10 protein-coding genes are annotated in these 13,850 nt (G+C 57.7%); 3 read left to right on the top strand and 7 right to left on the bottom strand.

Going from position 1 to position 13,850, the window contains the following annotated elements:
- Window positions 1-111: 111 nt before the first annotated feature.
- Complete coding sequence (locus tag LAC65_RS07330) at window positions 112-1,578, top strand: catalase (protein ID WP_039384321.1); 1,467 nt, start codon at window positions 112-114, stop codon at window positions 1,576-1,578.
- Between the two features lie 64 nt (window positions 1,579-1,642).
- Here LAC65_RS07330 and LAC65_RS07325 read toward each other — a convergent pair whose 3' ends face one another.
- On the bottom strand, window positions 1,643-3,997 hold the full coding sequence (locus LAC65_RS07325) for a membrane-bound PQQ-dependent dehydrogenase, glucose/quinate/shikimate family (protein ID WP_039384319.1): 2,355 nt from the start codon (window positions 3,995-3,997) through the stop codon (window positions 1,643-1,645).
- A gap of 615 nt (window positions 3,998-4,612) precedes the next feature.
- Here LAC65_RS07325 and LAC65_RS07320 point away from each other — a divergent pair.
- Together LAC65_RS07320 and LAC65_RS07315 are read left to right on the top strand one after the other, a co-directional pair.
- The gene (locus tag LAC65_RS07320) at window positions 4,613-5,581 is read left to right on the top strand and encodes a GT-D fold domain-containing glycosyltransferase (protein WP_039384317.1); all 969 of its coding nucleotides are present in this window, start codon (window positions 4,613-4,615) and stop codon (window positions 5,579-5,581) included.
- 187 nt (window positions 5,582-5,768) lie between these two features.
- Window positions 5,769-7,097, top strand: a complete 1,329-nt coding sequence (locus LAC65_RS07315; RefSeq protein WP_052246487.1) for an MFS transporter — start codon at window positions 5,769-5,771, stop codon at window positions 7,095-7,097.
- A 576-nt stretch (window positions 7,098-7,673) separates the two neighbouring features.
- Here LAC65_RS07315 and LAC65_RS07310 read toward each other — a convergent pair.
- From LAC65_RS07310 to LAC65_RS07285, 6 genes are all read right to left on the bottom strand, one after another.
- Complete coding sequence (locus LAC65_RS07310) at window positions 7,674-8,969, bottom strand: PQQ-dependent sugar dehydrogenase (protein ID WP_039384315.1); 1,296 nt, start codon at window positions 8,967-8,969, stop codon at window positions 7,674-7,676.
- Window positions 8,966-9,388 carry a DUF2231 domain-containing protein gene (locus LAC65_RS07305; protein ID WP_039384314.1) on the bottom strand — a complete coding sequence of 141 codons (423 nt, stop codon included), beginning with the start codon at window positions 9,386-9,388 and terminating at the stop codon, window positions 8,966-8,968. The genes LAC65_RS07310 and LAC65_RS07305 overlap by 4 nt, the downstream gene beginning before the upstream one ends.
- 111 nt (window positions 9,389-9,499) lie before the next feature.
- Window positions 9,500-10,336, bottom strand: a complete 837-nt coding sequence (locus LAC65_RS07300) for an MBL fold metallo-hydrolase (RefSeq protein ID WP_039384312.1) — start codon at window positions 10,334-10,336, stop codon at window positions 9,500-9,502.
- A 256-nt stretch (window positions 10,337-10,592) separates the two neighbouring features.
- Window positions 10,593-11,099 carry a protein disulfide oxidoreductase gene (locus LAC65_RS07295; protein WP_113655473.1) on the bottom strand — a complete coding sequence of 169 codons (507 nt, stop codon included), beginning with the start codon at window positions 11,097-11,099 and terminating at the stop codon, window positions 10,593-10,595.
- The gene (locus tag LAC65_RS07290; protein ID WP_203025453.1) at window positions 11,096-11,815 is read right to left on the bottom strand and encodes a DsbA family protein; all 720 of its coding nucleotides are present in this window, start codon (window positions 11,813-11,815) and stop codon (window positions 11,096-11,098) included. The genes LAC65_RS07295 and LAC65_RS07290 overlap by 4 nt, the downstream gene beginning before the upstream one ends.
- Complete coding sequence (locus tag LAC65_RS07285) at window positions 11,815-13,818, bottom strand: protein-disulfide reductase DsbD family protein (protein WP_039384283.1); 2,004 nt, start codon at window positions 13,816-13,818, stop codon at window positions 11,815-11,817. The genes LAC65_RS07290 and LAC65_RS07285 overlap by 1 nt, the downstream gene beginning before the upstream one ends.
- Window positions 13,819-13,850: the final 32 nt, after the last annotated feature.

The raw sequence follows: 13,850 nt of genomic DNA, 5'->3' as shown, positions 1-13,850 counted from the left end.
TCCGGACAGGGTGAGTGGCGCTCGCTTCAGATTGCGTAACTAATCAGGCAAGCGCAGCGCATGCTGCTACGCTTAAAGGCTGAGATTACCCTTACAAAATCTGGAGATATTATGAGCAGTGATAATCGCAAACCGACCACCACGGATGCGGGCATTCCGGTAGCCAGCGATGAACACTCCCTGTCGGTCGGGCCTGATGGTCCGCTGGTGCTGCACGATCACTATCTGATTGAACAGATGGCCAACTTTAACCGCGAGCGTATTCCGGAGCGTCAGCCCCATGCAAAAGGCAGCGGCGCATTTGGCCATTTTGAAGTGACAGAAGATGTCAGCCGCTATACCAAAGCCGCCGTTTTCCAGCCCGGGACCCGCACTGATGTGGTGATGCGCTTCTCCACCGTAGCCGGTGAACGCGGCAGCCCGGATACCTGGCGCGATCCGCGCGGCTTCTCTATCAAGTTTTACACCACCGAAGGCAACTACGACATGGTGGGCAATAACACGCCGGTGTTTTTTATCCGCGACCCGATGAAGTTTCAGCACTTTATCCGCTCGCAGAAGCGCCGGGCGGATAACAACCTGCGCGATAACGATATGCAGTGGGATTTCTGGACCCTCTCACCCGAATCTGCGCACCAGGTGACCTGGCTGATGGGCGACCGCGGCATTCCGAAAAGCTGGCGCCACATGAACGGCTACTCCAGCCATACCTATATGTGGGTTAACGCCGCTGGTGAAAAGTTCTGGGTGAAATATCATTTTAAAACCGATCAGGGCATTGAGTTCCTGACGCAGGAGAATGCCGACACGCTGGCCGGTCAGGATGGCGACTACCATACGCGCGACCTGTTTAATTCTATCAAAGAAGGCAATTTTCCGAGCTGGACGCTCTATATGCAGATCATGCCGTTTGCAGAAGCGGACAGCTACCGCTACAACCCGTTTGATCTGACCAAAGTCTGGCCGCACGACGACTATCCGCTGATCAAAGTCGGTAAACTGACGCTGGATCGCAACCCCACCGATAACCATGCCCAGATTGAACAGGCGGCGTTTGAGCCGAATAACCTGGTTCCCGGTATCGGCCTGAGCCCGGACAAAATGCTGATGGGCCGTATTTTCGCCTATGCAGATGCGCACCGTGCACGTCTTGGCGTTAACTATAAGCAGATCCCGGTGAACGCGCCGCAGGCGCCGGTCAACAGCTACAGCAAAGATGGTGCGATGCGCATTAATCCGGTCTCCGATCCGGTCTATGCGCCTAACTCCAAAGGTGGTCCGGTGGCCGATGGCGAGCGCTACCCTACCGATTCCACCTGGCAGTCGCAGGGCGATATGGTGCGTTCACCTTATACGCTGCGCAAAGATGACGATGATTTCGGCCAGGCGAATCAGCTGGTGAATAAAGTGATGGATGATGCCGCACGCGATCGTCTGGTAAACAACGTTGCCGGTCACCTGCTTAACGGCGTGGAGGAGCCGGTGCTGTCGCGCGCTTTCACCTACTGGCGTAATATCGACAAAACTATTGGCGATCGTATTGCGCAGAAAGTGCAGAGTGAACGTGCGAAAGCGTAATCTCTGATGCAGCGTCCCGCCGGGCGGCGGGACGCTGGTTAACCCTGGTGTGATACGTCCTTCTTTACTTCAGACGAAACGCCACCATGCTGTCGCCCGCTTTGGTGCCGAGCGATCCGTGCCCCCCCGCCGCGATTACTACATACTGCTTGCCATCTTTACCCATATAGGTTGACGGCGTGGCCTGTGCGCCTGCGCTGAGTTCGGTCTGCCACAACAGCTCGCCGGTGGTGCTGTCATAGGCGCGGAAGAAGTTATCTGCCGTAGCACCGTGGAACACCAGATCGCCAGCGGTCAGCAGCGGCCCACCGTGTGCCACCATCCCCATCGGGAATCCCAGCGGGAAGCGGCCTGGCAGGAAAGTGGTTTTCAGGTTCTTCGTGGTGCCGATACGACGCAGCCACTCCGTTTTCCCGGTTTTCAGATCAACCCCCACCAGGCGGCCCCACGGCGGTGCAATGCAGGGAATACCCAGACCCGACGCGAGCTGCTGAATGTGGATCGCATAGTCGCCGTGAAAGTTTTCATTCCAGTAAGGCTGACCATCTTTGGTGAACAGGCGCTCGGTCGCCGTCTGCGGCGTGCGCTTGATCAGATTATATTTATACGCCAGGCGTACCGGCGCAGCGATCAGCATCTGGCGCTCCGGATCGACCGCGACGGATCCCCAGTTAAAGACGCCAATATTGCCCGGGAACACCAGCGTGCCCGCCTCGGTAGCTGGCGTCCACGGATTGCCATCATAACGCAGACGATGAAAATCGATCCGGCAGGCGATCTGGTCAAACGGCGTAATGCCCCACATCGATTTTTCCGTCAGCGCCTGCGGAATAAAGTTCAGGCTGGAGACCGGCTGCGTGGCGGCAAATTTTTCGCCGGGAACGCCGCCTTCAGTCGAGACTTTCACTTCGTTCACCGGATAAACCGGCTGGCCGGTCAGACGATTCAGCACAAACAGGTTGCCGGTTTTGGTCGGCAGGATCACTACCGGCTGCTTCTGGCCCTGATAATCGATATCCAGCAGTGAAGGCTGTGACGGGTTATCGCGATCCCACAAATCGTGGTGCGAGCTCTGATAGCGCCACTTAAACGCACCGGTCTGCAGATCCAGCGCCACCAGCGTGTCGCGGAACTTCTCGGTGTTACTGTCAGCGTCGCGTTCAATCCCCACTTCATCCGGTGATGCATTACCAAAGGGAACGTAGACCAGGCCATTTTTGACATCGGCGCTCAGCGTTGCCCAGGCAACCGGCGTATCCTGCGGATAGCGCTTATCTGCGGCAATCGACGCGGTCACATCCGGCGTGGCCGGATCGAAATTCCACACCAGGCGGCCACTCTGCGCGTCATAGGCACGAATGACGCCGGAAGGATTGCCTTTCTCAAAGCCGTTATCCATGACCGATCCACCCACGATCACCAGATTACCGGCCACCAGCGGAGCAGACGTCTGCATCAGCGCGTGCGGGCGGATCTCACCCATGTTTGCGCGCAGATCCACCACGCCATCGCGGCCAAAATCAGGGCAGCGCTTGCCGCTGTCGGCATCCAGCGCAATCAGGCGCGCATCGGTGGTGGCGTTGAAGATACGCTTACGGCAAAGCGCAGGCGCACTGCTGCTGGTTTGTGCAACCGGTGCGGCGTAGTAGCTGACGCCGCGGCATGTCTGATGCTGCTGAAGATAAGAGCGGTTTTTCTCCGGCGTATATTTCCATTTCACCGCCCCGCTTTCCGGATTGAGCGCGTGGACTTCATTATGCGGCGTGCAGAGATAGAGCATATCGTTGGCTTTCAGCGGCGTCGCCTCAAACGTATACTCGGTGGCATCGCTCTCCTGACGCATATCACCGGTATGATACTCCCAGGCGACTTCAAGGTTACTGACGTTCGCTTTGCTGATCTGTTTCAGCGCTGAGAAGCGTTGCCCCGCTGGCGTACCGCCATAGGCAGCCCACTCATTTTCTGCGCCAGGCTCGTTTACCGGCTCGCGTGCATTGGTGATGGTACCGGCCTGCGGCAGCGGATCGTAAAAACAGAGACCGATGACGACCAGCACCATAATCGCCACGGTGCCGCCGAGCAGCGGATGAAAACGGCGTTCGCCGCGGGTAAGCGGCCTGACAACCCACGGCATCGCCAGCCACAGGCCGATCACGCCAAACAGGTCGCCGCGCGGGATCCACTGCCACTTATCAAATCCCGCTTCCCAGACGATCCACGCCAGCGTGATCCACATCAGTACCGCATAGAGCGTCAGCGCACTGCGCTGTTTGCGGAACAGTAAAACAGCCGTCAGCAGTAATCCTGCCCCCATCATCGCGTAGAACGCGCTGCCTCCATTGAGTAACAGCTGACCACCCATATAGAGCAGCGCTATCACCAGTATCGCCATTACGATACTGGTGAGTTTTGTTATCATGCCAATCCCTCAGTTTTGTTCATTAATTTATGCCGTTACGACATCGCAGCAATTCCAACAAAATATTAACTTATGTAAGCACTGTGTAAGAACCCGTGAGTTTATGTGTTGTCAGATCCGCTAATGAATCAAGCGTTGCTTAAGGCTTGCCGTCAGCGGCAGGCTCACCATGTGACTGAAATCACGTTTAATTTTGATAGATTTAATTAATCATTGCCGCAGCGATTGCGCACCTTTTGCTAACTCACTGGCATAACAGATGGCGTGAGCGCGTGCACGATAACAGGCCCGGCATCATAAAAATGATTACCGTCAGGCTCGCTGAATGGCTTAAATGAGGGGCAATAGGGCCTGCAGCACGCTTTGATGAAATTGATTAACGGGTCCGCGCAGCCGGTATACGAATTATCCTGGCGTAAATTGCCTGCTGCCATTTAATTTGCCGCTACGCCTGACAATTCTTCCGATTGGTTTTACGTTGAGCTGGGGTTTAATCATTAAATAATGCAGCGTGATTTCAGTTTGGGAATTTCCTCAGCCTCTGTTTTTTCAGGAAGAGTGATATAAATCACCTGACTGCTCTATAGCAGATCCGCAGATAAAAAGAAGGTTATTATGATCAGCGCAGATTCCCTTTATCGTAAAATACGGTTTCCATTTAAATTTACACACGCAGCGTTAAAATTCCCGGTTGCCCAGGCACATGCGCGGCAATATCAGGTGATGTCACCTGAACAGACGATCGATTTGCTGCTCAGTAACGACAGGTTATCCGTATGCCGGTATGGGGATGGAGAACTGGAGATGACACTGTTTAAAAATATTGGCTTTCAGTCATTTGATGAGCGTCTTTCTATCAGACTGAAAGAGATCATGCGGCGCGGTACGCGTGACGATAACCCCTGCCTGCTCTGCATGCCGGATGCTTTTCGCTCCACCCGCAATATGCGTTTTGGCTCAGCCCTGTTCTGGTTTTTTCATAAAGCCTTTTTCTTTCGCCGCTATGAGCCTTTATTAAAAAAAACGTATCAGTATGGAAATACTTCGGTGACGCGTCCTTATCATGATTATATTGATAAACAGCAGGCGACCCGCGTATTTGCTAAATTCAAACAGCTTTTTTACGACAAAAAAATATTGATCGTTGAAGGCAGCGGCACCCGGCTGGGTATCGGCAACGATTTAATGGACGGCGCACGCGAAATAAAGCGTATTACCACGCTAAACCGTAATGCATTTTCAGTCTATAACCAGCTCTATACCAGTGTGCTGGCGCATGCCCGCGAGTATGACTTAGTGCTGATTTCGCTGGGTCCGACGGCGACCGTGCTGGCTTACGATCTCAGTCAGCAGGGGATCCGCTGTATTGATACCGGGCATATCGATATTGAATATGAGTGGATGCGCAGTGCGGCGCGTACCAAAACGGAAATTGCGGGCAAGAATGTCAATGAAGCGGGCGTGTTGCTGAGCGACGATCAGCACGACACGGATGAGCACTATCGTGGTCAGATTTTACTGCATGTCGGATTACCTCAGGAGCCGATGGTGAATGGCGTGATCCTGCAGCAGCCCGTGGTGTAATTCTGCACCCTCAATGCACGCTTAAGCATCCAGTCTGGTGCAGCGCAGCAACCTTTACGTTTCCCGAAGCATAAAGTGCTTGCTGTTCTGCCCGGTTTTATCCCTCTTCGCGCTGATATGACCCGGCTCAGAGATTCTGGCATTACCTTTGCTTACTCATTCCTGTGTTCTTCACAGGAGTTATGCCATGAAAGCCTCTGCTGTCCGCTACCGTATCTTTTCATTATTGTTCCTTATTGCGCTGATTAATTACGTTGACCGCGGTGCACTCTCCTTCGCTGCGCAGGCCATTTCGCAGCAGTTCCATTTCAGTAAGGTCGAGCTGGGCGCCGTGCTGGGGGACTTTGGTTTTGGCTATCTGTTTGGCTCGCTCTGCGGCGGTTTTCTCGCCGACCGGTTTGGCACGCGCAAAGTGTGGCTGATGGCCGGCGTGCTCTGGTCGCTGCTGGAGATCGCCACGGCCTGGGCAGGTGAAATTGGCGTGGCGCTGTTTGGCGGCTCCGCCATCATGGGGTTCGCCGCGCTGCGCGTACTGTTTGGCTTTGCCGAGGGTCCTGCCTACGCGCTGATGAACAAGACAATTGCGCACTGGGCGCCGGATAATGAACGCGGCATGGCGCTGGGTATCGGCCTGCTGAGTACGCAGGTAGGCTCGCTGCTGACCGCCCCCATCGCGGTTGGCCTGCTGCTGCTGACCAACGACTGGCGCATGATGTTTATCCTGCTTGGCGTCTTTTCGCTGCTGGCGATGCTGCTGTTTGCCCGCTACTTCGCCGATACGCCGCAGCGGCATCCGGCGGCGAACGACGCTGAGCGTGCGCTTATTGTACAGGGGCAGCGTGCTGAAGCGCATGATGAGCGCCCGTTACCCTGGTGGCGCTTTTTCACCAGCCGCACGCTGGTGTGTAATGCGCTGGGCTATTTCAGTTTTCTCTATATCACCTTTACGCTGGTCACCTGGCTGCCAAAATATCTGCAGGATAATTTTCATTATGACCTGCACTCGCTCTGGTATATCGCCATGATCCCGTGGAGCGGAGCCTGTCTGACGGTGCTGCTCGGCGGACGCCTCGCCGATCGTTTGCTGGCGCGAACCGGAAATCTGCGGCTGGCCCGCAATGGCTTTGCGGCGATTACGCTCTGCGCCACCGCCTGCTGCTTTATGGCCATCCCGTTTGCCGGTTCGGCGGCCGCGATCATCGCCCTGATGACGCTGGGAAACGCACTCAATGCGCTGGTCAATAATGTTTACTGGTCGGTGGTTATAGACGTTACGCCAAAGGCGTCGGTGGGTGCATTCAGCGGGATGACGCTGGCAATTGCTAACCTGGCCGCCATTATTTCACCCATGCTGTGCGGCTGGCTGGCGGAGTATTACGGCTATAACGCCATGTTTACCGTGACTGCCGTTATCGCCTTTGTCAGTATGCTGGCCATGACATTGCTGCAGCCAGAGAAACGCCTGCAGCCAGCCCCCGCCGTTTCGTCAGCACCGGCCGCCAACGTCATTTTGTAGGGGCGCCATTTATGGCGCCCTGGCGTCCACCTTCACGGGCCGCCTGAGCGGCCACGAAAAAAGGCGGAGGGGTGAGCTCCGCCTTGTTTCAAGTTCCGGTCAGTGCGCCTGACCGGTCAGTTGCAAAAGGGCAACGATGATTTGCAGGATGATCCGGACGATGTCCAGGAGTAATCGTACAAGTTCCATCACTTTCCTTCTCCTCTGACAGGAGCGCGCGCCGTTCAGCGGCCGGGGCCCTGACCCTACCCGCCGGCCGCCTGAGCACATCTGTGAGGAGCGCTGAGCGGCACTCATTGCTAAAGCCACAGGCCAGCACCACCTGGAACCTGCCGGGATTTGACTATCCGCGCCCCTGAGAGTCATCAGAAAGCAACGATACTCCGCCCGCACTCAACACTGTATAACCATACAGTAATTTCCTGAAACTTGAAATATTTCCCGTCACATTTTATGATTCGCTGTGTGAGGAGTGCTGAGCACCCCGTTCGCCGCGCGGTTACCCGCCGCTTAAGCGAACCAAAAAAAAGGATTTGGCTAACCAGCCAAATCCTTTTCTATTTTTACCGGTAAAAATTACTGCGCCGCGCTGATGCGCCAGATCGCATCCCCCGCATCGTCCGCTATCAGTACCCCACCCTGATTATCCGTTGCCAGTCCCACTGGCAGACCACGCACGTTCTTCTCATCGTCCGTCAGGAATCCGGTGACTACCGGCTGTGGCTTACCGACCGGCATGCCGTTTTCAAATTTAACCCATACTACTTTGTAGCCATTAAGCGGCGTCCGGTTCCAGCTGCCGTGCTCGCTGATAAACGCGCCGCCGCGATACTGCGGCATATTGTCCGCGCCGTAGAACAGCAGTCCGAGCGGTGCAACGTGCGAGCTCAGGGCGTAGTCCGGCTTGATCGCTTTCGCCACCATGTCAGGCCGCTGCGGCCGGACCCGGTCATCCACGTGCTGGCCAAAATAGCTCCACGGCCAGCCGTAGAAGCCGTTATCCTGCACGGAAGTCATATAGTCAGGAACCAGATCGGACCCGATTTCATCGCGCTCATTCGCGATCGCCCACAGCTTGCCGCTCTGCGGCTCCCACTGCAGCCCGGTAGGATTACGAATGCCGCTGGCGTAGATGCGGCTCGCCCCGCTGGCTGCATTCACCTCCCAGACCGCTGCGCGCTGATACTCTGCACCCAGTCCGTTTTCGGTGATGTTGCTGTTAGAACCGACGCCGACATAGAGTTTACTGCCATCCTGGCTGGCGAGCAGCGCCTTGGTCCAGTGGTGGTTAAGCTCGCCACCCGGCAGCGCCGTGACCTCCTCAGGCGCGGTACGGATCTCCGTCTGCCCGGTCTGGTAAGGGAACTTCACCAGGCTGTCGGCATTGGCAACATAAAGCGTGTTGCCAATCAGCTGCATACCAAAGGGCGCATTCAGGTTTTCGATAAAGAGATGCTGCTCCCATTTACCGTTGACGTTACGCAGCAGTGAGATGCGGTTACCGCCTGGCGCACCTTTGCCTGAGGATTTCTGCACAAGGCCCATAATAAGCTGCTTCGGCGCCGTGACCGGATTTTTTACCCCGTTGGCCTCAGCCACCAGCACATCTCCGTTTGGCAGCACGTAGAGCTGGCGCGGGTGCATCAGCTTCGCCGGGATCCGCTCTATCTTCAGCCCGTCCGCCACCTTCGGCGTTTCGCCGGTTTTCCACGGCGTCCCCTCCGGCACCTGCATAGGCGGCATGAAAAAGTTCTGCGCTTCAGGCAGCTCGGGATTGGGTCCGGTCTGTTTTTGCGGATCGAGAGAAGATCCGCTGTCGCAGGCGCTCAGTAGCGCAGCAAGACTGACAGCACTCAGAATGCGCAGTTTCATGGACGACCTCCCGGGATACGGCGCGCGCGCAGCGCCAGCTGTACGTTGGCGATCAGCAGCAGCGCCACCACGATGGTCGACAGCGTGACGCCCATGGGCACCACCGCATACGCATCACGGCTATGGATAAAGGCGTTAACTATGGCCACCAGCACCGCCAGCAGCGAAAGCCAGAAATGCGTTTTCTCACCGGCAGTGACGCCGCGAAACAGATGAATCAGGCTGATAATTCGCGGCAGAATAGCCAGCAGCAGACCAAATACAATCAGCCAGCTGGCGGCTTTGGTCCACATCACCACAAAGGTCTGCAGATAGAGGATGTCAAACAGCCAGGCGGCAAAAAAAAAGCCCAGCGGCAGTGGCTCCAGCAAGGCATACAGCGTAATGCCGAACGCCGACTTTCCCGAGGTATGAAACATGGCACGCTCCCTTTAGAGTTTTCAGACGGCGGCGAGCCGACAGGCTTCGCGACGCCGCCAGAGAAATATTAGTAAAGATAAAGGGTAATGCGCAGAAAATGGGCAAAAAAGCTAACAGTTTGGCCGGTAGTGTGCCAGTTCGCGCGCATCGTGGCTGCAAAACAGTGCCACACCGCTTTGGGGCTGCAGCGAGAGTTCGCGCAGCCGCTGCTGATTGATACGCCACGCTTCGCGATCGCTGCACATCAGCCGCTGATAAGCGCGCAGGCCCGGCGTACAGTGGCGCCGGGTGTGATGCATCTCTCCGCGATAAAACCAGGCGTCCCCCCCATGCAGCAGCCAGCCACCGCCGTGGCGGATCGCCACGCCTGCGTGTCCGGCGGTGTGCCCCGGTAGCGGCACCAGCAGGATCTCATCGCTGAGATCGTCAATCGCTCTCACCGCATCAAACCCGAACCAGCGTTCACCTTCGCTGGCGTAGCCGCGCCAGCCATCGTGCGCAGTCCACTGCTGTGGCCGGAAGCGCTGACGCGCCAGCCAGCTCTGCTCACGTCCGCTGCGTACCGTATCAAGCTCGCGCTGCAGAAGATGGATCCGCGCTGCCGGAAAATCACTGATGCCGCCTGCATGATCAAAATCGAGATGGGTCAGAATAATATGACGCACATCTTCCGCCTGAAAACCCAGCAGCTGAATTTGCGCCAGCGCGCTCATCTGCTCACTGTAACGAATATTATTCAGCAGTCGGAAAAAACCAGAGAGCCGGCGTTCCGGATAGCGCATATCATTAATTCCCAGTCCGGTATCCACCAGAATCAGGCCGTGGCGATCGCTTTCAATTAACAGACAGTGACACACCAGTTCAGCAAAGGGGCCACGACTGAAGCCATCAAACAGCGCCCCGCCCAGCGGGCACATGCAACCACAGTTCAGATGATGAATACGCATACTCTCCCTCACTGCGGCGCCCGAAAATATCCCGCCGCGATAATCAAAAATTAGCCTGTTATTCAGGTATGAATTAGTTGCAGCATTATTGCAAAAATTTAATCACTGTCTTAAATAAAGCCAGCCGCAAAAGGATAAAATAAACGCAGCGCCGGAATAATTGTCCGGATAATTATTACTTTCCTGTTTTAAAGATTATTAGGCAACGCAAATTGAACCAGCCATTATTAAAAAAGGCGCCCGCAGGCGCCCTGTGTTATCCGCTGAACTGTTCAGCCCACCATAAACGCAGCAGCAGTCCCCAGCGGCTGCTCCAGCCGCTGGTGGTACTGACAACCCGGCCCTGATAGAGCACGATAAACGTCGGCGTGGCGGCGATTTGCCAGCGCTGACCCAGCTCGCCGCGCGCGTCGTTAACGGCTAACCCCTGCAGGCCTTTTTTTGCCAGCCACCGGGTAACCTGCGCATCAGAACCCGAGCGCAGCGCCACGCTGACTACCGGCACGCCCTGCTGGCTGAGCTTCGCCACAACCGGCGTGGTCAGTTTGCAGACGCCGCACCAGCTGGCCCAGACGTAAACCAGCACCGGCTTCGATGCGCTCAGCCCGGCCAGGCTCTGCTCACCCTGCAGCGTGGTGAGCGGCTGCTGTGCCAGATCGGCAGGCAGCTGCGGCGCGCGCAGCCAGTCGACCGCCAGCATAATCAGCACGCCTGCCAGCAGCAGCCAGAGCGCTTCACGCAGCCAGCGCTTCAGCCGGCTCACGGTGCCGCCTGCAGCGCATCTTTCACGGCCGCCTCCAGCTGGGCATAAGGCACCGCACCGCTGATCAGCTGATTACCCACCAGCGTGGCCGGGGTTCCCTGCACGCCAAGCTGCTGCGCCAGCGTCAGGTTGTGATTAATGGTATCCAGACTCGCTTTGCCCGGTGCCGAGAGGCTGATACCGGTTTTTTTCAGCGCAGCGCTGATGCTGGCCTCGTCGTGATTGCCTTTTTTCGCCATCAGCTTTTCATGCAGCTTCAGAAAGTTTTCTGGCTGCTGCTCCCAGACCGTCAGCGCCAGCCGCGCTGAACTCAGCGAACTTTCGGCACGATAAGGCAGTGGTTTAATGACTACCGCTACCTGCGGATGCGCTTTCAGCAGCGTGGTGATATCACCCTCAAATTTTTTGCAAAATACGCAGTTGTAATCGGTGAAATAGACCAGCGTCAGTGCCGGTTTTTCAGCGCCAATGCGGGGCGAACCGGCATCGCTGAACAGCATATCGCGATTCTTTTCAACCATTTGCGCCACCACATTCTGCTGCTGTCGCGCGGCTTCCTTATCAAAGGCATCGGCGGCCTCAGCCAGTATGGCGGGATTCTGTACCAGCGTTTCGCGGATCAGCGCTTTGATCCGCGCCTCCTGCTCCGGTGTAAAAGGAGCGGCAGCCAGTACCGGTGCGCTCAGCAGCAGCATTGCAAACAGAGATTTTTTCATTATTTTTTCGCCTTACTCAGTGTGGAAAGCACCGCGTCGCGACTCAGCAGCGGTGACAAAATCTGACCCTGCGGCAGCGCCGGGCCATAAATCTGATTAAACGGAATCGCCGCCCGATCGCGCTGGCGCAGAAAGTCGCCAATGGCGGGGTCGGGCTGTGTCCAGTCGCCGCGCAGCAGCACGATATCGTCAGCGCTCAGCGCGGCGCGAACGTCAGGCTGATTCAGCACCCGGGACTTATTGACCTTGCAGGTAATGCACCAGTCAGCGGTGATATCGACAAACACACGCCGGTTCTGCTGCAGCGCCGCGGCGATAGCCTGCTCTGACAGCGGCTGCCAGCGCAGTTCACCGGCATCCTCTGCCGGACGCATCAGCAGGAACAGCGCGCCCGCTACCGTCAGCGCGATGGCGACGGCGCCCGCCTGCTGCAGCGCGCGGCGGCGCAGCAGCCAGATTAGCAGCAGCAACAGCAGCGCGGCGGCCAGCAGGCCTGCTGCACCACTGCCCCAGTGCGGGATCAGCAGCGTAACCAGCCAGAGCGTCGCCAGCAGCATCAGAGTGCCCAGCAGCGTACGCAGATGCACCATCCAGCGTCCCGGACGCGGCAGCCAGCGTGCGACGCCCGGCAGCGCGGCCACCAGCAGCCACGGTACGCTCATGCCGATACCCAGCGCCGCAAACAGCAGCCAGAGCTGGGGCAGTGGCGCGGTCAGCGCATAGGCTACCGCCGTGCCGAGAAATGGCGCGCTGCAGGGCGTTGCCAGCAGAGTGGCAAACGCACCCTGCGCAAAATGCCCCGCTAATCCGTTCCCCTGGTGCGTGGCCAGCCGGGTGTTGAAGGCGGAGGGCAGACGGAAATGCAGCAGATCAAACAGACTGGCGCTGAACAGAAACATGACGCCGGTCATCAGCAGCAGGAATCCGCTGCTCTGGAACTGTATGCCCCAGCCCAGCGCCTGACCGCTCAGGCGCAGCGCGCTCATCAGGAGTGCCAGCAGCAAAAAGGAGAAGAGGATCCCGGCGCTGGAGGCCAGAAACTGCAGGCGCGTCTGGCGGCGCGTCTGACCCTGCTGCTGCACCAGACCGCTGAGCTTGATCGCCATGACCGGCAGCACGCAGGGCATCAGATTCAGCACCAGGCCGCCGAGCAGCGCCAGCAGCAGCACCGACCAGAGCGTCGCGCGCGTCCCGCCGCTCAGCAGGGGCTCTGCCTCAATAGTCACCTGGCTCTGCTGCGCCAGCCCCTTATCACCGATCACCAGCGACAGCTGGCGGCCGCGCAGGTCGGGTGCCGCATCGCCCCATTCATCGGTCACGGCCACGCGCGCGCTGAGCGTGTTGCCCTGCACGCTGATCACCGGTGCTGCCAGCATGCTGCCCGCCGGATAGTCAAAGAAGAGTTCCGGCGTGCTCCAGCCCGCCTGACGTACCGCGCGGATCTGCAGCTCACCGTTAACAAAACTGGCATTGAGCTGGTCAGTCAGGCCGGAGTCAGGCGGAACCTCTCCCATCGCGCGGGCAAAGTCGCGGTCAAACGCCGCCGCGGGCGGCCGGGTCAGATCGAGGCTGAACGGAAAATCCGTCAGGATACAGACGTCGCTGCACGTAGAGAGCGTCAGCGTGCCGGTAAGCGTATCGCTGCCCGGCGGGCGCTGCAGCACGATCGGCAGCGTGACAGTGCCTTTATAGCCCTGCGTGGTCAGCCCGCTGACGTCAAAGCGCGCCGGTACAGGCCAGAACCACTGAGCGCTAATGCCGGGCGTCTGCCAGGCGATGACGGGTGCCACGCCGCCTTCTCCCGGCGTGCGCCAGTAGGTTTTCCAGCCGGGTTCCAGATGAATATCCAGCAGCAGCCGGGTGTCGCCCGCCTGCGGCGCGGCGCGCAGGCGCACCTCAGCGTGGCTGTTTTGCGCGTTGCGCAGCCAGCCGGTATCCGCAGCCTGCGCACTCAGCACGCAGCCTGCCAGCAGGAGCAGCAGGCTCCTGATTAAAACAGTCATGATAAATTCTCCGGTAAATAACAGGGGGTACG

The sequence above is a fragment of the Pantoea eucrina genome (genome assembly GCF_020079945.1).
GTDB classification, from domain to species: Bacteria; Pseudomonadota; Gammaproteobacteria; order Enterobacterales; family Enterobacteriaceae; genus Pantoea; species Pantoea eucrina.
The sequence above is the reverse complement of the archived record's forward strand: the minus strand, read 5'-3'. Positions and strand labels throughout refer to the sequence as shown.

Excerpts from the sequence above, each read along its gene's own strand:
- LAC65_RS07330 (WP_039384321.1), top strand. The coding sequence starts at position 112 with ATGAGCAGTGATAATCGCAAACCGACCACCACGGATGCGGGCATTCCG.
- LAC65_RS07325 (WP_039384319.1), bottom strand. The coding sequence starts at position 3,997 with ATGATAACAAAACTCACCAGTATCGTAATGGCGATACTGGTGATAGCG.
- LAC65_RS07320 (WP_039384317.1), top strand. The coding sequence starts at position 4,613 with ATGATCAGCGCAGATTCCCTTTATCGTAAAATACGGTTTCCATTTAAA.
- LAC65_RS07315 (WP_052246487.1), top strand. The coding sequence starts at position 5,769 with ATGAAAGCCTCTGCTGTCCGCTACCGTATCTTTTCATTATTGTTCCTT.
- LAC65_RS07310 (WP_039384315.1), bottom strand. The coding sequence starts at position 8,969 with ATGAAACTGCGCATTCTGAGTGCTGTCAGTCTTGCTGCGCTACTGAGC.
- LAC65_RS07305 (WP_039384314.1), bottom strand. The coding sequence starts at position 9,388 with ATGTTTCATACCTCGGGAAAGTCGGCGTTCGGCATTACGCTGTATGCC.
- LAC65_RS07300 (WP_039384312.1), bottom strand. The coding sequence starts at position 10,336 with ATGCGTATTCATCATCTGAACTGTGGTTGCATGTGCCCGCTGGGCGGG.
- LAC65_RS07290 (WP_203025453.1), bottom strand. The coding sequence starts at position 11,815 with ATGAAAAAATCTCTGTTTGCAATGCTGCTGCTGAGCGCACCGGTACTG.
- LAC65_RS07285 (WP_039384283.1), bottom strand. The coding sequence starts at position 13,818 with ATGACTGTTTTAATCAGGAGCCTGCTGCTCCTGCTGGCAGGCTGCGTG.